This is a genomic window from Polycyclovorans algicola TG408, assembly GCF_000711245.1.
GTDB classification, from domain to species: domain Bacteria; phylum Pseudomonadota; class Gammaproteobacteria; order Nevskiales; family Nevskiaceae; genus Polycyclovorans; species Polycyclovorans algicola.
The window spans coordinates 1599593-1616340 of the sequence record NZ_JOMH01000001.1 but is presented as its reverse complement, the minus strand read 5'-3'; the positions used below and the strand labels follow the sequence as shown (position 1 = coordinate 1616340).

At 66.4% G+C, this 16748-nt stretch carries 15 protein-coding genes; 10 read left to right on the top strand and 5 right to left on the bottom strand.

Annotated elements, in window-relative coordinates:
• Positions 1–24: 24 nt before the first annotated feature.
• Positions 25–549, top strand: a complete 525-nt coding sequence (locus tag U741_RS0107800) for a hypothetical protein (RefSeq protein ID WP_029889916.1) — start codon at positions 25–27, stop codon at positions 547–549.
• On the opposite strand, the gene U741_RS0107795 is transcribed toward U741_RS0107800, so the two are convergent.
• Complete coding sequence (locus U741_RS0107795) at positions 518–1723, bottom strand: FAD-binding domain-containing protein (protein ID WP_043110232.1); 1206 nt, start codon at positions 1721–1723, stop codon at positions 518–520. The genes U741_RS0107800 and U741_RS0107795 overlap by 32 nt on opposite strands.
• Positions 1720–3000, bottom strand: a complete 1281-nt coding sequence (locus U741_RS0107790) for an ABC1 kinase family protein (RefSeq protein ID WP_029889914.1) — start codon at positions 2998–3000, stop codon at positions 1720–1722. The genes U741_RS0107795 and U741_RS0107790 overlap by 4 nt, the downstream gene beginning before the upstream one ends.
• A gap of 181 nt (positions 3001–3181) precedes the next feature.
• Here U741_RS0107790 and U741_RS0107785 point away from each other — a divergent pair, with 181 nt between their 5' ends.
• From U741_RS0107785 to U741_RS0107745, 9 genes are all read left to right on the top strand, one after another.
• Positions 3182–3625 carry a TlpA family protein disulfide reductase gene (locus U741_RS0107785; protein WP_200872693.1) on the top strand — a complete coding sequence of 148 codons (444 nt, stop codon included), beginning with the start codon at positions 3182–3184 and terminating at the stop codon, positions 3623–3625.
• Positions 3622–3828 carry a DUF4266 domain-containing protein gene (locus tag U741_RS0107780; RefSeq protein ID WP_029889912.1) on the top strand — a complete coding sequence of 69 codons (207 nt, stop codon included), beginning with the start codon at positions 3622–3624 and terminating at the stop codon, positions 3826–3828. Before U741_RS0107785 ends, U741_RS0107780 begins: the two co-directional genes overlap by 4 nt.
• Before the next feature lie 152 nt (positions 3829–3980).
• Positions 3981–5231, top strand: coding sequence for a DUF3570 domain-containing protein (locus U741_RS0107775; protein WP_052378608.1), 1251 nt, complete (start codon positions 3981–3983; stop codon positions 5229–5231).
• Positions 5228–6112, top strand: coding sequence for an FAD:protein FMN transferase (locus U741_RS0107770; protein WP_200872692.1), 885 nt, complete (start codon positions 5228–5230; stop codon positions 6110–6112). The genes U741_RS0107775 and U741_RS0107770 overlap by 4 nt, the downstream gene beginning before the upstream one ends.
• A 37-nt stretch (positions 6113–6149) precedes the next feature.
• The gene (locus U741_RS0107765; RefSeq protein WP_029889909.1) at positions 6150–6827 is read left to right on the top strand and encodes a winged helix-turn-helix domain-containing protein; all 678 of its coding nucleotides are present in this window, start codon (positions 6150–6152) and stop codon (positions 6825–6827) included.
• A gap of 20 nt (positions 6828–6847) precedes the next feature.
• Positions 6848–8182, top strand: coding sequence for a sensor histidine kinase (locus U741_RS0107760; RefSeq protein ID WP_161776154.1), 1335 nt, complete (start codon positions 6848–6850; stop codon positions 8180–8182).
• 88 nt (positions 8183–8270) lie between these two features.
• Positions 8271–9599 (top strand): POTRA domain-containing protein, encoded by a 1329-nt coding sequence (locus U741_RS0107755; RefSeq protein ID WP_152551537.1) that lies wholly within the window; start codon positions 8271–8273, stop codon positions 9597–9599.
• Positions 9600–9664: 65 nt separating this feature from the next.
• Positions 9665–11662: an LTA synthase family protein gene (locus tag U741_RS0107750; protein ID WP_052378606.1), complete on the top strand. Its 1998-nt coding sequence runs from the start codon at positions 9665–9667 to the stop codon at positions 11660–11662.
• Between the two features lie 162 nt (positions 11663–11824).
• On the top strand, positions 11825–12331 hold the full coding sequence (locus U741_RS0107745; RefSeq protein ID WP_029889905.1) for an RT0821/Lpp0805 family surface protein: 507 nt from the start codon (positions 11825–11827) through the stop codon (positions 12329–12331).
• 120 nt (positions 12332–12451) lie between these two features.
• Here the strand turns inward: U741_RS0107745 and U741_RS0107740 are convergent, their stop codons facing one another.
• The 3 genes from U741_RS0107740 to U741_RS0107730 form a co-directional block, all read right to left on the bottom strand.
• Positions 12452–14803, bottom strand: coding sequence for a heavy metal translocating P-type ATPase (locus U741_RS0107740; protein ID WP_084154735.1), 2352 nt, complete (start codon positions 14801–14803; stop codon positions 12452–12454).
• Positions 14800–15210: a MerR family transcriptional regulator gene (locus U741_RS0107735; RefSeq protein ID WP_029889903.1), complete on the bottom strand. Its 411-nt coding sequence runs from the start codon at positions 15208–15210 to the stop codon at positions 14800–14802. The genes U741_RS0107740 and U741_RS0107735 overlap by 4 nt, the downstream gene beginning before the upstream one ends.
• Positions 15211–15296: 86 nt before the next feature.
• Entirely contained in the window at positions 15297–16748 is a 1452-nt protein-coding gene (locus U741_RS0107730) for a multicopper oxidase family protein (protein ID WP_084155059.1), read from the bottom strand.

Below are 16748 nucleotides of genomic sequence, written 5' to 3'. Positions count from 1 at the left end.
CAATGCTCCGCCCCAGGACGGCCCATGACCGATAAACCCATCGCCTCAGCGCACGCTGCGCAAGCCCAACGCCACCGGCAGATCTTCTGGACGCTGGTCGTCCTGTGGGGCATCGTCGCCTACTTCGCGGGCGACTGGCTGGCCGACAACATGCGCTTTCGCGTCAATGATCTCAACGCGATATCCGGTGCGGGGCAGATCTCGCGCGACGCCGAAGGCATTTACTACCACGTCAACAACGCCAACAAGGCCCGGGCGATTTACCCCGATCTGGCCCCGCCGACCTATGCCTACGATTGTCTCGACTGCCGGCGGGTGACCAGCGAGCAGATCACCCAGATCACCCAGTTTTGCGCCACGGCCCAAAACGATTCACTGCCGGAGCTGACCTTCGAGGTCCCGTGCCGCACTTGGGCACCGCAGCACGATCTGGCCAAATTCATGAGCTTTGCGGTGTTTCTCGTCCCGCTGTTGCTGTGGCCGATCATTCGCTTCTTGTTTTCGCGCGAGAAGCTGATCATCGACCCCAAGCAGAACCAGCTTCAGTAGTCCGCAGATCCGACAGGACGTCGGGAATGGCGCGGCGCAGTTGGAAAAACCCTTTTGCCGCGTGAGGCCAGAAAGCCGCGTCCCACTCGCGAACCTGCGTCGCCACCGTCAAGCCGCTGGCGCGCCATTGTCTGATCGGCGCGGCCAACGCGTCCTGCGCCGCACCCACCGGCACATAGGGCATGACCAATTGCTGCAACTCGGCGTCTTTGGCCCAGGCCAGCACCGCCTCGACATCGACCACCGGTGCAGCGGCCAGACGCTGCCGTGCATCCTCGCGCGCCGCACTGCGAAACGCCTGCACGGGCGGCGACAGCATCGCTTCATCACCGCTGCGCAGCACCGCTGTCGCGTCAAGGGGGCGCGCCAACCGTTGTCTGAGCTGGCGATGGAGCTGCCCGTCACCATCAAGATCGTCAGCGTGCAGCAGCCAGCCGGTGCGGGCATTCGCATCAACGACTGAGGAGGTGGGCACCGGCCCGGCCGGCGGATGTTGCGGCTGGCCCAGCGGCGCCGCGTCTTCCACCAACTGGCCGCGCGGATCGAAGCGCCCCTGGGTAAATCGGGCAATGTTGTCGGCACGCGCCAGATAGTGCTTGCCCGCAGTGTGCAGACCGCCCACCCAGCGCCACGACAGGGTGTTGGATGCCGCATCGCCATCGAGCAGGTGGGTCAAGAACCAGTCGGCACCCAGGACCCAGGGCAGGCGCAGGGTGAAGATCCAGATCGACGCCGCCCACATACGCGCGTGATTGTGCAGATAACCGGTGTCGCGCAGTTCGGTCGCCCAGGCATCGAAGCAGGCAATGCCGGTCTCCCCCGAGATCGCACGCTGATAGTCGGGCAATCGTCGTTGCGAGGCGCATCGCAGCAGCTCGGTCTGGTAGTCGTGCCAAACCTGCGGACGGCGCTCCAGCCAGCCCTTCCAGTAGGTGCGCCAGCAGACTTCCTGCACAAACTTTTCAGCGGCGTCGCCGTGCATCTGAGCGGTGGCCAGCGCCACCTCGGACTCCAGCAGCAGGCGCGTGCGCAGGTAAGGCGACAGACGCGACACCGTCGCTGGCTCATTGGGCCCGCGGTCGAGGTTTCGCTGTGCGGCGTAGTCTGCCCCGGCGCGCGGCGCAAACGCAGCCCACTGCTGGCGCGCGGCATCACGCGTGGCATCGAACCTCATGGCGCGACCTCGGCCACGGCATCCAGGAGCGCGGGTACGTCGACCCGCGCGCCCAGTTGTCGCAGCAGCCAGTAATGGCCACTCAGCGCACGACCGACGAAGGCCAACGGAGGAATCGGCCGGGTGTTGCGCAGCCAAAGCCCGATCTGCTGCCGGGCCACGCGACGGCTATCGTCGATGAGGCGCCCGTCGGCAAAGTCGAAAGGCCGCTCGGCAAACAACCGGTCGGTCCCCGCCGCGGCCAGGGCGCGATACTGCGGCGAAAGCTCGGCCAGCAATCGGGCCCGGTGTGCAGGGTCATCCGCCGCCGTCGAGAGTCCTCCAAGCTGATACGTCGCCTCGTGCAGTTGCGCCCAACCGTGGTGTCGCAGGGCGGCGGCGATGGCCCGCATCTGTTGGCGATGGTCCACGCTCACCTCGCGCACACAGCCGAAGTCATAGACCGTGACCCGCCCATCGGCATGGAGCCCGAAGTTGCCGGGGTGCGGATCAGCATGTACCCAGCCACTGACCAGCACCTGTTGCAGCAACCAGCCGAGCAAGCGGGTCCCCAGCTGATCGCGCACCTCGGGGGCATAACCCAGTGCGGCGTCAATGCTCGGGGCGGGCGCCCACTCGGTGACCAGCACGGCTTCGGTGCACAGTGCTGCCACCGGCGCCGGATATTCCACACCCGGCCAAGCCGCATGCCGCGTCATGGCCTGTAGGTAGGTCAGTTCGCGTTGGTAATTGGTTTCTTCCTTGAATCGCGCGCGCACCTCGTCAAGCAGACCGTCCAGGGCTTTGCCGTCCACCGGCAGCAACTTGCCCATGCGCATCAACCGGCCCAGGGCCTTCACGTCTTCATCGACCGAATCGGCCACGCCGGGATAGCGAATCTTCACCACCACCTCGCGGCCATCGTGCAGGCGGGCGCGGTGCACCTGGCCAATGGATGCGGCAGCGAGCGCGACCGGGTCCAGGTGCGCGACCTGCGCCCACTGCGCGACCGACCACTGCGCATCCAGCACCCGCTTCATTTCGGCAAACGGATGCGCCACGGCGTCTCGCTGCAGCCGCGCCAGCGGTGCCGCCAGGCCGGGCGGCAGCACATCGGCGTACTGCGAGGCGAGCTGCCCCAGCTTCATGGCCGCACCCTTCATGTCGCCCAGGGTGCGAAACCAGTCCTCGCCGACTGCGGCCCAGGATTCATCGCCGCCACGGCCCCGCAGCTTCGACGCCGCCAGGCGCCCCATCGAGCGCACACCCGCCATCAAGACCTTGCCCGAGCGCGCCATCAGTGGCGTCCTCCATCCATCACACCCACCACTGTCGAGCGTCGCGTCATGGCGCCATCATCGCCCAGCCCGGCACACCCGGTCATGCGCCGGGCAAAGATGACAAAACGTTCATGAAGTCGACAGCTTGCCGCCACCGGACAGGGCAGAGACTGCACCGATCTTGATGACGGAGCGTGCATTGGCTTTCCGATGGTGGACCTCTCCGGCGGCGGCACTTGCCCTGCTGGCCAACGCCGTGTGCGCAGACCCACTCCCCCAGCAGCTAGATGTGCCGCCGGGCAAGCCCGTCTACATGGATTTCTGGGCCAGTTGGTGCGTGCCCTGCGCGCAGTCATTTCCGTGGTTGAACAGCGTGCAGGCGCGCTTCGGCGACGAAATTCACGTGGTTGGCGTCAACGTCGATGCCCACAAGAAAGACGCCGCGCGCTTCTTGCAGCGTTTTCCGGCCACCTTTGCCCTGGCCTACGACCCCGACGGCACGCTCGCCCAACGCTACGGCCTGCAAGGCATGCCCAGCGCAGTGCTGCTGTCGCCCGACGGCACCGTGCTGTGGCAGCACAGCGGCTTTCGCGCTGCCGACATTCCCGACTACGAAGCCGCCATTTTGAGTGCCCTGAAATGAAAATCGTGATTCCACTGGCCCTGCTGGTTGGTCTTAGTGGCTGCGTCAATGTCCAGCCGTGGCAGCGCGGCACCCTGGCGCGCGCCGACATGCAGCCGGTCACCGACGCCGCCCAGGCGGCTTTCGAAGACCACACCTACTTCAGCAAAGAAGCCTCCAGCGGTGGGCGGGGTTTTGGTGGCGGAGGCTGCGGATGCAACTGAACCCTTGCGCTCTGGCTGCTGCGCTCGACATCTCGCGTCCCGGCGGTGCTCGGGATGCTCATGTATCGACGCCATGCACTCCGCTCCCTGCGCTCCAGCGGAACGCGACCTGTCTTCGCTCGCAACGCCAGAGCGTTCAAGGGCATTTGTCGGTGTTGAACGCCGCCGCCTTGGCGCTGTTGGGCCTCAGCAGCACGGCCAGTGGCCAAACCGCCGAACCGGGCTGGGAATTTGATTCCTCGACGCTCGTCTACAGCGAAACCGACGGCCGGGTGCAGGCGGTGGAACCCAAGCTGCGCGCCACGCGGTACGGCCAGGACGGGCAGATTCTGACCGGCGCCGTCACTGTGGACGTGCTCACCGGCGCCTCGCCCAACGGTGCCGCACCGGCCTCGACGCCGCAAACCTTTTCGCGCCCCTCGGGCAACGGCCAGTACAGCGCCGCGCCCGGCGAAACGCCGCTGGACGACACCTTCAAGGACACCCGTGTGGCGCTGGACGGCGCCTATACGCTGCCCCTCGGCACTCGCAACTCACTGACGATGTCGGCCAATGCCTCCAACGAATATGACTACAGCTCGTTTGGCGGCGGTGCCACATTCACCCGCGAGTTCAACCTGAAAAACACCACCGTCAGCCTGGGCGCCAACGTTGCCAGCGACAGCATCGATCCCGAGGGCGGCATTCCCGTGGGGCTGTCACGCGTGCCCGGACCCGGCGAACCCACCGGCCGCGCTGAGGGCGGCGACTCCAAAACCATCACCGACCTGCTGGCCAGCGTGACCCAGGTGCTCTCGCCCGACAGCCTGGCGGTGTTCAGCTATTCGATGAGCCTGTCTGACGGCTACCAGACCGACCCCTACAAGCTGCTGTCGGTGGTCGGGTCCGACGGCGAGCCGCTGCGCTACGCCTACGAACTGCGCCCCGACCAGCGCACCAAACACGCCGTGTACGGGCAGTACAAGCGCTTCGTGTTTGAGCGGGATGTGTGGGACATTTCCCTGCGACTGATGACCGACGACTGGGGCATCGTCTCGCAAACGCTGGACAGCACCTACCGCTGGAACTTTACCGACAACCGCTACCTGGAGCCGCACCTGCGCTACTACCGTCAGGGCGAGGCCGATTTTTACCGCACCGCCCTGTTCGACGGCGAAGAAAACACGCTGCCATTCGCCAGCGCCGACCAGCGCCTCGGCCAGTTCGATGCCGTCACCGTGGGCATCAAGTACGGCCAAACCTTGCGCAGTGGCAACAGTTGGTCGCTGCGGCTGGAGGGCTACACACAGCTCGGCAAGACTGCCGGGGTGCCCGAGCAGGCCGCCGCCGGGCTGGCAAAGTTTGATCTGGAGCCCGAACTCAGCGCCGTGATGCTCACCGCCGGATACCGGTTTCGCTGGTGACGGCCGCGCCCGCCCCCTGGTCACTGACGCGCAGCCCCGACGGTCACTGGCGGGTGCAGTTTCAAGCCATGGCCTCGCCCTGCGAGGTGCTGATGGATGGGGTTTCCGAGGCCACCGCGCAGCGGCTGGCGGCGCTGGCGTTCGACGAGGCGCAGCGCATTGAACGCACCTGGAGCCGCTACCGTGATGACTCAGTGGTTGACCGCCTCAACCGCGCCAACGGCGCGGCGATGGCGGTCGATGGCGAAACGGCGCGGCTGATCAACTTTGGCGCCGCCCTGCATACGCAAAGCCAGGGCGCGTTTGACCTCAGCTCCGGCATTCTCGGCAGGCTCTGGCGGTTTGACGGCCACGCCCACTGGGCCAGCGCTGAGGCGGTCGCCGACTTGCTCGAACACGTCGGCTGGCAGCGGGTGCTGTGGGACGGCACAACATTGCAAATGCCTGCCGGCATGGCGCTGGACTTTGGCGGCATTGGCAAGGAATACGCGGTAGACCGCACGCTGGCGCTGCTCAGCGCCGAAACCGACGCGCCAGTGCTGGTCAACTTTGGCGGCGACCTGGCCGCCAACCGGCCGCGCCTCAATGGCCAGCCTTGGCAGGTGGGCATTCTTGAGTCCAGCGTGCAGATCAGCCTGCGCCACGGCGGCATCGCCACCAGCGGCGACGCGTTTCGTCACCTTTGGCATAACGGCCAGCGCTTCAGCCACATTCTGGACGCCCGTACCGGCTATCCGGTTAATGGGGCGCCACGCGCGGTCACGGTTGCGGCGCCCACCTGCTCAGCGGCCGGCGCCCTCAGCACACTGGCCATGCTGAACGGCGCAGACGCCGAAACATTCCTCGACGAACAAGACGCCGACTACCATGTCCATCGTTGAGGTGGCCGAACATCGGGCGCCCGTCACGGAGCCCTTCATGCGCCTGCTGCTGATTGAAGATGACGCCGAACAGGCGCGCTTTGCGGTGAAAGGCCTGCGCGAATCCGGCCACGCGGTGGACCATGCCGCCAATGGCCGTGATGGCCTGTTCATGGCGGTATCAGAGCCTTACGACCTGCTCATCGTTGATCGTCTGCTGCCACAGATGGACGGGCTGACGGTCATCACTGCGCTGCGCGCCAGCGGCAACGCCACGCCGGTAATCATTCTCTCGGCGCTGGGCCAGGTCGATGACCGCGTGCGCGGCCTCAAGGCCGGGGGCGACGACTACCTCGTCAAGCCCTACGCGCTGGTCGAACTGTTGGCGCGTATCGACGCGCTGCTGCGCCGTCACCGTGACCCCGCCATCAGCGACACCAAACGGGTCGTCGGCGACCTTGAGGTGGATCGCCTGTCCCGCACCGTCAGCCGCGCCGGACAGCGCATCGACCTCAAGCCGCAGGAATACCGGCTGCTGGAATATTTAATGCAGCACGCCGGTCAGGTGGTGACCCGTACCATGCTGCTCGAAGGGGTCTGGGACTATCACTTCGACCCACAAACCAACGTGATCGACGTGCACATCTCGCGGCTGCGCGCCAAGCTCGAACCGCCGGGCAGTGCACCGCTGATTCACACCATTCGTGGCGCCGGATATCGGCTGGGCGGGCGATGACGTCGGCGCCGCAGGTGAGTGTGGCAACGCGCCTGAGCCTGCTCAACGCCGGCATCGTGACGCTGAGCACCGCCGGGGTCATCGCGCTGATGGTGCTGTTGATCGACCGCTACCTGAGCCTGCACCTTGACGAGAGCGTGACGGCCGAACTGGAGGTCTTGGTTGCCGACTACACCATCGATGGCCTGGAAGGGGTCACCGGCCTGATCGGGATCCGCGAAGACTTCGAAAGCCCCCATCACGGTCGCATCTACCGCCTCGAAGATTCCGCAGGGCAATCGCTGGCCGGGGCCTGGCCGCGCTGGCCACCGGAGCTTACGGTCGATGGCCCATTGATCCGTCTGCCGAACCCGGACCGTAAACCCGCCACCGAGTGGTTGATGGCAGCCGCCGCACTGCCCGATGGCAGCCGCATCCTCGTCGGCTTCGACACCATCGAGCACCACACGGTCATGGCCGACGTGTATCGCGCAGCGGGCGTCGGCCTGGCAGTCGCCTTCGTGCTGTCACTGGTGTTGGGCGCCCTCATCCACCGCGCCGCGCTGCGCCCCATTGCCACCATCCGTCGCAGCGCCGAAACCATCATCGACGGTGACCTGAAACACCGCATTCCGCACGATGGCAGCCGCGACGAGTTCGGCGCCCTCAGCGCCACGCTCAACCGCATGCTCGATCGCATCGACCAGCTCATTGCCAGTGTGCGCGGCACCACCGATGCCATTGCCCATGACCTGCGCTCACCGCTGACCCGTCACCGCGCGCGGCTGGAAGCGGCGCTGCGGCAACCCCCGCCTGCGCACCAACTGCACGACTGGCTAAACGACACGCTGGCTGAAATCGACCGGGTGCTGGGCACCTTCAACGCCTTGCTGCAACTGGCGACCGTGGAGGCCGGGGTGGCACGCGCGCAGTTCGCCACCGTGTCGCTCAGCACTGTGTTGCAGGACGCCGTATCGCTCTACGAGGCTGAGGCCGGGGCGCGCAACATGCGCCTCGACCTGCACCTGCCGGATCTCGATTGCACGGTGCGGGGCGATCGCCATCTCTTGTTCCAGTGCGTCATCAACCTGCTCGACAACGCACTGAAGTACGGCCCGGCCGGTCAGACGGTGACCTTGTCGCTGCGCCGCGAGGAGAACACTGCGGTGGTCGAGGTCAGCGACGAAGGCCCCGGCGTCGCCAACCCCGAGCAGGCCTTCAATCGCATGGTGCGCGGCGACCGCGCTCGTCAGACCCCGGGTCACGGCCTGGGCCTGACCTTGGTGCGCGCCATTGCCCGGCTGCACGGTGGCGAGGCGTCGATTGTGGCTCGCACGGCGGGCGCGCAGTTGTCGGTCACCTTGCCCGCCTTGTAGCGGCGCGCCGCGAGGCCGCTGCGTTTCATGAAGCAACGTTAACCCGGCGACCATCTGAAGGTCAGTGGTCGGCGCCGAAGATGGCGCCATGAATACACGTCCGCTCTTTTTCGCCGCCGGTCACTGTATTTCAGCGGGATTGACGCTGCGCCCGGCGCGGCCACCTGGCCGTCGGTTTGCCGCCCTGGCGCTGCTGGGGCTGATGCTGATCAGCGGGCTTGCGGCGGCCCAGCCACTGATCGTGCGCGACATCCATTTTGCCGGCAACCGAATCACCCAGCCGTCCACCCTGCTGCGCGAACTCAAGGTCAGGGTTGGCGACGCTTACGACGACGCGCAGGTCGAGGCCAGTCGCCAGGCCATTCAAGACCTGGGGCTGTTCCGCTCGGTGGCGGTGGACCACGAAACCGTGGACAGCGGCATTGAACTGACCTTCACCGTGGCCGAAAAGTGGTACCTGCAAGCCTACCCGCGCCTGTCGGCAAACAGCGACGGGCAAAACAGCGTGGGCGCCGAACTCCGCTGGAGCAACCTCTGGGGGCTGAATCACAGCCTCAGAATGCTGGGCCGCAGCCGCGACTCGAACGACGCCGACCGCGGCCGGGAGCAGAGCTATCGCGCCCGCTACAGCGCGCCGTTTCTGCTCGGAAACCATGTCGGCTTGCGCGGCGGCGTGTCGCACAGTGTCACCCCGTTTATCGACCCTGCCGTCTACGATGAAACGCTGAACGAGGCCGAACTGTTGGCCACCTACGCGCTAGGGCAAGACGGCAGCGCCAGCCAGGGCTGGACCCTCAGCGCCGGTCCGCTGTGGCGCAACCACCAGATCGCCGGCAACGAACAGGTTCGCGCCTACGGCACCAGCTACGCGCTGGTGACCCAACTGGACTATCGCCGCTTTCATAACCAGATCTTCAGTGACCAGGGGCAACAACTCTCCCTGCGCTACGAGGTGGCCGGTCAATCGCTGGGCTCCGACTACAGCTACGCATTGCTGACGGCCGACTGGAATCGGTCACTGGCCATCGGCATGCGCGCCCACCAAACACTGGACTTCGGGCTGCGCTACGGCCTGTCGATTAACGGCCTCAGCAACCGACCCGCGTTCGCGCTAGGCGGCAACGACGGACTCAGAGGCTTTGACCGCCGGTCGTTCGAGGGCCAGCAGTTCTACCTCGCGCAAATCCAGTTCATGCGGCCGCTGATCTGGGACAGCCTGCGCGGCACCATCGGGCTGGAGATGGGCAACGCCGTGTATCCGGGCGAGGCCATCACCGGCACCCCGCACCTGAGTCTCAATGCCGGCCTGCGCCTGCGCCCCCGCAGACTGGTCAACTTTGAAGTGGAGCTGGGCATTGCCCTGCCGCTCAACGATGGCGGTTCACGCTTCTATGCCGACAAAGTGGGCGATCGCTGAGCGGGTTAACAAGCGTTCATGCGCGGCCCATGCTGAGGTCAGCAGCGGGCTCGCAGACTGGCCCCATGACGATCTTGACCCTTGCCGCACCCACGCTGATCTGCCGCCCCGCCCACGCCACGCTGCGGTTTCATCCGCTACGGGATCTGGCGCTAATCAGCCTGGGATTACTGCTGTTCTGGACCCTGACCCGCGGCCTGCTGCTGGGGCTGTACGCCGACCGCGTGGCCGCCACCGGCGCCTGGGGCAGCATTTTGTGGACCGGCCTGCGGGTGGACCTGATCAGCCTCGGCTGGATGCTGAGCCTGCCCATTCTGCTGCTGCCACTGGCGGCGCTGGGGCGCCCCGGCGGCCAGGTCTGGACACGCCTGACGCGGGCCTGGTGGGTCGCCGCCGGGCTGACACTGCTGACCCTTGAGCTGGCCACGCCGAGCTTTCTGGCAGAGTACCAGGCACGGCCCAATCACCTCGCGCTGGAGTACCTGAAAGACCTGCGCGAGATCTTGCCGATGCTGTGGAATGGCTTCCGCCTGCCGCTGCTGCTGGGCGTGGCGCTGTGGGCGGGCGGCACGCTGGCCGGCCTGCGCTGGGTGCTGGCGCCGGTTGCGTCTGGGCTGGGGCTGCGCTGGCGCCTGCTGCTGATCTGGCCACTACTGCTGGTGGCGACGGTGTTGATGATTCGCGGCAGCCTCGATCACCGCCCCGCCAACCCGGCCCTGTTCGCGCGCTGGAACGACGGGCTCATTAACGAGCTGGCGCTCAACAGCGGCTACCGCTTCGGTTACGCGGTGTACGCCCAGAAACACGAGCGCAGCGCCGAGGCCATCTATGGTGGCCGTAGCGAAATCGCCGTGCGGGACTTTCTGGCCATGGATGTGCGGTTCGCCGAGGCACCCGCCGCCGCGCCCACCCGCCATCGGCAGGTCGCCACGACGCCGCGCGCCACACCGCTGAACCTGATCATTGTCGTGCTCGAAAGCCAGGGCGCCGACTTCTCGGGTCGCCTGTCCGGTCAGGGTTTCACCCCGCAACTGGACCGCTGGGCCAGCCGCGGCTGGTGGTTCGAGCGCCTGTACGCCACCGGCACCCGCTCGGCACGTGGCCTTGAAGCCATCGTGGCCGGCTTTCCCCCCTCGCCGGCGCCAGCCGTCCTGAAACGCGAAGGCGCACAAAGCGGCTTCACCACCCTGGCCAGCGTGTTGGCCACCCAGGGCTACGACAACCAGTTCATCTACGGCGGCGGCTCACATTTCGACAACATGCGCGGCTTCTTTCAGGGCAACGGCTTCGACTCGGTGATTGACCGCGACGACTACGTAAACCCCCATCACACCGGAAGCTGGGGCGTGTCCGACGAAGACTTGTTCGACCGTGCGCTGGCCGAAACCGCCGCGCTGCATGACCGCGACCAGGCGTTCTTCAAACTGGTGTTCACCTCGTCCAACCACACCCCGTTTGATTTCCCCCCCGATCGACTGCCGCCCGACGCCGCAGTAACCGGCACGGTCGAGGGCGCGGTGCGCTACGCCGACTTTGCGCTGGGCCGCTTTCTGGACACGGCCGCCACCCAGCCCTGGTTTGCCAACACGCTGATCATGGTGGTGGCCGATCACGATGTGCGCATGTACGGCGACGACGTGATTCCGCTGCGCCGGTTTCAGATTCCCGGCCTGCTGGTGGGCGCCGACATCGCGCCGCAGACCATCACCAGCCTCGCCAGCCAGATCGACCTAGCCCCCACCTTGCTGTCGGTGATGGGCGTCAGCGCGACGGTGCCGTTTCCGGGCCGCGACCTCAGCAGCACCCTGCCCGAGTTCGGCATTGCAGGCGGCCCGGTACCGCGCGCCATCTTGCAATTCGACAACCGCCACGGCTGGCTCGAAGACGACACGCTGGACGTGCTGCACCCCGGCGGCCACGCCGAACGCTGGGCGGTGCAGGGCAACACCCTGTCGGGCCCCTCAACGCCGCCCGAGGCGGCCACGGCCACGCTGAAAGGCTCGGCGCAGTTGGGGGACTGGCTGTATCGCGCCGCCGCCTACGGCCCGTCGGCATCCCCTTGAAACGGTGGGCCCGCGCCTGATGGTTGCGGCACCGCAAACGAGCCCGTTTGGGGGCCGCATCCATCGCCGTGCTTCAATCGCGCACACAGTTGCTGGCGCGCGAGCGGCGTCGCGCCCTCACAAACCCTGTGCCAACAAAACGCCTGCCGCCGGAAACCCTGCATGCCCAACGCTGACCCCCGCCGCCGCCAGACCGCCCACGACGCCGCGCGCAAGCCCCGGCCGTGGTGGGAACGCGGCCTGCACTGGATACGCCGCGCCCGGTTGGCAGGGATTGCCGCGCTGATCGGCGCCATCGCGCTGGGCTGGAACCTGCGCGACCGCGACGTCGCTGCACCCGGCGTCGATATCGTCGCACTGGCGCTGGACAGCGGCGCGCTGGAGGTCACGCCGTCGGGCCACGTCGTCACCCTGATTGCCAACGATGCGGTGATTGAAGTGCGGCCGCTGGACACCCGGCGCCACGCCGATGGCCGCCACTGCCGATCATTTGACGTCAGCCACCTGGCCGATCCGCCGCAACGCCAGAGCGCCACCGCCTGCCGCAATGCCGACGGCGGCTGGCGCGCCGTTACCGCAGACCATGGTGCGAATGGCGACTTGCTCAGCGCCGAGGCGGAGGCCAGACGCATCGGCGACGACTGGCGCGCGCCGCCGCCGCCGCCGTGAGGTGAGCATGTTGACTTTGTTGGTGAATCGGCAGGCACCTGCGTCCCGAAACAAGCGCATCTCAAGGTTGGACGCGGGCAAGCCGATCACCCTGTAGGCGTGCCGATTCGACAGACGCGCTCATAAGCGGGCCTTGCGCATCCGCAGGGCATTGGCAATCACCGAAACGGAACTCAGGCTCATGGCCACGCTGGCGATCATCGGCGACAGCAGCACACCAAAGACCGGAAACAGCAGGCCGGCCGCAATCGGAACGCCAAGCGCGTTGTAGGCAAACGCAAAGAACAGGTTCTGGCGAATGTTGGTCATCGTGTCCCGCGACAGCCGAACCGCCTTGCTGATGCCGCGCAAGTCGCCCTTGAGCAGGGTGACGCCTGCGGATTGCATGGCGACGTCGGTGCCTGTGCCCATGGCGATACCGACCTGCGCCTGGGCCAGCGCCGGGGCATCGTTCACGCCGTCACCGGCCATTGCAACGGTTCGGCCTTCGGCTTGCAGGCGCCTGACCACACTGGCCTTGTCAGCCGGCAGCACGTCGGCAATCACTTCATCCAGCCCCAGGGCGTCGGCGACAGCTTGCGCCGTGCGGGCGTTGTCGCCGGTGAGCATGATGATGCGGATGCCTTCGCCTTTCAGCGCCTTCACGGCATCGGCACTGGTGGCCTTGATGGCGTCAGCGATACCCAGCAGACCGGCCGGCTTGCCGTCCACCGCCACAAAGACCGTCGTCAGGCCCCGGTCGCGAAAAGCGTCGGCATGCCGCAGCAATTCGCGGGTCTCGACCTGGTGTCGTGCCATGAGCTTGGCGTTGCCCACCCGTACCGAGTGCCCACTGGCGGTCCCCCAGACGCCCAGACCGGGATCCGATTCAAAGTCGAAGACCGCGGGCGCCGAGTCGATGCCTCTGGCTTTGGCGCCGTCAACGATGGACCGTGCCAGCGGATGTTCGCTGGCCGATTCCACAGCCACGGCAAGCGTCAGCAGTTCGCGTTCTGAAAATCCGGCCAGCGGCACCACCGCCTGCAAGCTGGGCTTGCCTTCGGTGAGTGTGCCGGTCTTGTCGACCACCAGCGTATCGACACGTTCCAGCGCCTCCAGCGCCGCCGCATCCTTGATCAGCACGCCCTCGTGGGCGCCGCGGCCAACACCGACCATGATCGACATCGGCGTCGCCAGTCCGAGGGCGCAGGGGCAGGCGATGATCAACACCGACACGGCCACCACCAGGGCGTGCGCCACCGCAGGCGGCGGCCCGAAGACCGCCCACACGACGGCAGCAAGCACAGCGATGACGACGACGGCGGGAACAAACCAGGCCGACACCTGATCAGCCAGCCGCTGGATCGGCGCCCGCGAGCGCTGGGCCTCGGCGACCATGTGAACAATCTGCGACAGCAGCGTGTCGGCACCCACCTTCTCGGCACGAATGACCAGGCTGCCGGAGCCATTGAGGGTACCGCCGGTCACCTCGCTGCCCGGGCCTTTGCGCACCGGATCGGGTTCACCGGTGAGCATGGCTTCATCGACGTGACTGGCCCCTTCCAGCACGGTGCCGTCCACCGGCAGCTTCTCGCCCGGCCGTACCCGCAATCGGTCGCCCACCTGAATCTGCTCAAGATCGGTGTCGGTTTCGTTGCCCTGTTCGTCGAGACGATGGGCTCGTTTTGGCGCCAACGCCAGCAGCGAGCGAATGGCGTTGGACGTTTGCGAGCGCGCACGCAACTCGAGCACCTGGCCCAACAGCACCAGGGTGACGATCACCGCGGCCGCCTCGAAGTACAGCGGCGGCATACCGTTGGCCATACGGATGGACGCGGGCAGCCAGTCGGGCAACAACAGGGCCGCAAGGCTGAACCCATAGGCCGCACCGACGCCAAGCGCAATCAGCGAAAACATGTTGAGACTGCGGTGCACCAGCGACTGCCAGCCGCGTACGAAGAACGGCCAACCGGCCCACAACACGGCGGGTGTCGCCAGTCCGAACTGCACCCAGGCCGACAGGGCATGACCCATCCGGCGACTGAGATCGAGGGCCGGAATCATCTCGCTCATGGTCAGCACCAGCACGGGCGCACTCAACATCAGGCTGATCCAAAACCGCCGGGTCATGTCCGTCAGTTCATGATTCTCGCCGTCGTTCAGCGTGGGCGTTGCCGGTTCCAGCGCCATGCCGCATTTCGGGCAGCCGCCGGGGCCAACCTGCCGAACCTCCGGGTGCATCGGGCAGGTGAAGATCGTGCCTGCGGGCGCGGGCGGTTGCTCGGCAGGCGGCGTCAGATACCGTTCGGGGCTTGCCTTGAAGGTCTCCCGGCAACCCGTACTGCAAAAGAAGTGTGCCGACCCGCCATGGTCATGACGCAGCGCGGTTGCAGGGCTCACCTGCATGCCGCACACCGGATCGACGGCCGGGGCAGCGTGGTCCCCATGACCGGATGATCCGGCCGGGGTGTGGTGCTTGTGGCAGTCCTTCATGCTGCGTCCTCCGTGCTCAGCGCCGCGATGATCGGGCACTGGTCCAAACGTCCGTCGCCGGGGCAAGCGGCAATGAGCTTCTTGAGACCCAGCCGGATGCGCTGGAGCGCCTTGATCTTGGTCTCCACCACCGCCAGCCTGGTTTCGGCAGCCGCCTTGACGCCCTTGACCCCGTCATCGCGCTGCACCGACAGCGACATCAGCTCGCCAATCTCCTCCAGCGTGAAGCCCAGGTCCTTGGCCCGGCGGATGAAGCGCAACTGCTTCACCGTCCCAGCCGAATAATCGCGGTACCCCGAGGCGCGCCGCTGCGGCTTGGGCAGTAGCCCCGAGCGCTCGTAGTAGCGGATGGTGTCAATGCCCACGCCGGCCTGCTTCGCAATCGCACCGATGGTCAGGGTCTGCATAAAGCGCTCCAATCAAGAACAGGACCGCAGTCTAAACCCTGGACTATGGTCCAGAGTCAAGTCGATCGCGCAACGGCAATCTGGTCTCACTGGCCATGTTGAGAGTGATCCATACCCGGCATGGACTCAGCGTCGGGCACGGCCGGCCGCGCCAGCGGGACGTCGGTTGATTTGCCGTAGGGCGCGCGGCGTGGCGGGTCGCCAAAGTCAGGGTCGGCGCTGACCTTGCGGGCCATTTTGTCCTTGGGCGTGTCGTACCAGCCGGGATCGCGATAGTCGTCTGCGGCCTGGTCATCACGCACTTTAAGTACGGTGAACATGCCGCCCATCTCGATCGGACCGAAGGGACCTTCACCGGCCATCATCGCCAGGGTGTTGTCCGGACCGGGCAACCCCATCGCCACGTGGCTGCCGTGCTCGGCCATGCCGAATTTCCCCATGGCGCCGTAACCGGGCAGAAATTTGCGCACCTCGGCATCGACACCGCGCTGGTCAACGCCCACGGTGTTGGGCACGTCGTGCCCCATGGGCCCCATGGTGTGGTGCGCCATGTGGCAATGCAGGGCCCAGTCGCCGGGTTCGGTGGCGACGAATTCGATGTCGCGCATCTGACCAACACCAATGATCTCGGTGACCTCGCGCCGCCACTGGTTGCGCGGCCAGCGTCCGCCATCACTACCGGTCACCCAGAATGGATTGCTGTGCAGATGGATGGGGTGATTCCACATCGACAGGTTGCCGACGCGGATACGCGCGCGCTCACCGGTCGCCATCACCAGATGCTCGGTGGCGGGAAACACCCGACTGTTGAAGGTCCACAGGTCGAACGCCTGCATGACGGCGGGATCGGGCCGGTAGGTGCCTGGATGCAAGGCCCAGTTGTGCAGCAGAAACGCATAGTCGCGGTCGATGGCGACGTCTTCCCCGGCCTTGGGATGAATGATGAACAGGCCCATCATGCCGAACGCCATCTGCGTCATTTCGTCGGCGTGCGGATGGTACATATGGGTGCCGTGCTGTCGCAGGGTGAACTCATAGGCGAAGGTTTCACCCGGATTGATGTGCGGCTGGTTGAGCCCGCCCACGCCGTCATAACCGGCCGGAAGATCAATGCCGTGCCAGTGCACACTGGTCCATTCGCCAAGACGGTTGGTGACGAAGATACGCACCCGGTCGCCCTCGACCACCTCAATGGTTGGCCCCGGCGTGGTGCCGTTGTAGCCCCAACATTTGGCGCGTGAGCCGGGCGCGAACTCGTGCTCGATCTCTTCGGCCACCAGGTGAAATTCCTTGACACCGTCGTTCATCCGATACGGCAGCGTCCAGCCGTTGAGGGTGCGCACCGGCAGGTAGCCCTGAGCGTGCCGTTCGACGTTGGTGGCGGTAGCGCGCTCGGGTGGCGGCGGCCGCGCGGCGCCGTCCGGGTTCATGCCGGACATATCGTGCCCCTCGTGCTGCGCCGTGGCGGCATCAGAACGGGCTGTCAGCGCCGCCGCCGCGCCGGCGGTCAAGGTGTTCAGAAAATTGCGTCGCGTCAA

Excerpts from the sequence above, each read along its gene's own strand:
- U741_RS0107780 (WP_029889912.1), top strand. The coding sequence starts at position 3,622 with ATGAAAATCGTGATTCCACTGGCCCTGCTGGTTGGTCTTAGTGGCTGC.
- U741_RS0107735 (WP_029889903.1), bottom strand. The coding sequence starts at position 15,210 with ATGCAGACCCTGACCATCGGTGCGATTGCGAAGCAGGCCGGCGTGGGC.
- U741_RS0107800 (WP_029889916.1), top strand. The coding sequence starts at position 25 with ATGACCGATAAACCCATCGCCTCAGCGCACGCTGCGCAAGCCCAACGC.
- U741_RS0107750 (WP_052378606.1), top strand. The coding sequence starts at position 9,665 with ATGACGATCTTGACCCTTGCCGCACCCACGCTGATCTGCCGCCCCGCC.
- U741_RS0107765 (WP_029889909.1), top strand. The coding sequence starts at position 6,150 with ATGCGCCTGCTGCTGATTGAAGATGACGCCGAACAGGCGCGCTTTGCG.
- U741_RS0107745 (WP_029889905.1), top strand. The coding sequence starts at position 11,825 with ATGCCCAACGCTGACCCCCGCCGCCGCCAGACCGCCCACGACGCCGCG.
- U741_RS0107740 (WP_084154735.1), bottom strand. The coding sequence starts at position 14,803 with ATGAAGGACTGCCACAAGCACCACACCCCGGCCGGATCATCCGGTCAT.
- U741_RS0107790 (WP_029889914.1), bottom strand. The coding sequence starts at position 3,000 with ATGGCGCGCTCGGGCAAGGTCTTGATGGCGGGTGTGCGCTCGATGGGG.
- U741_RS0107795 (WP_043110232.1), bottom strand. The coding sequence starts at position 1,723 with ATGAGGTTCGATGCCACGCGTGATGCCGCGCGCCAGCAGTGGGCTGCG.
- U741_RS0107755 (WP_152551537.1), top strand. The coding sequence starts at position 8,271 with ATGAATACACGTCCGCTCTTTTTCGCCGCCGGTCACTGTATTTCAGCG.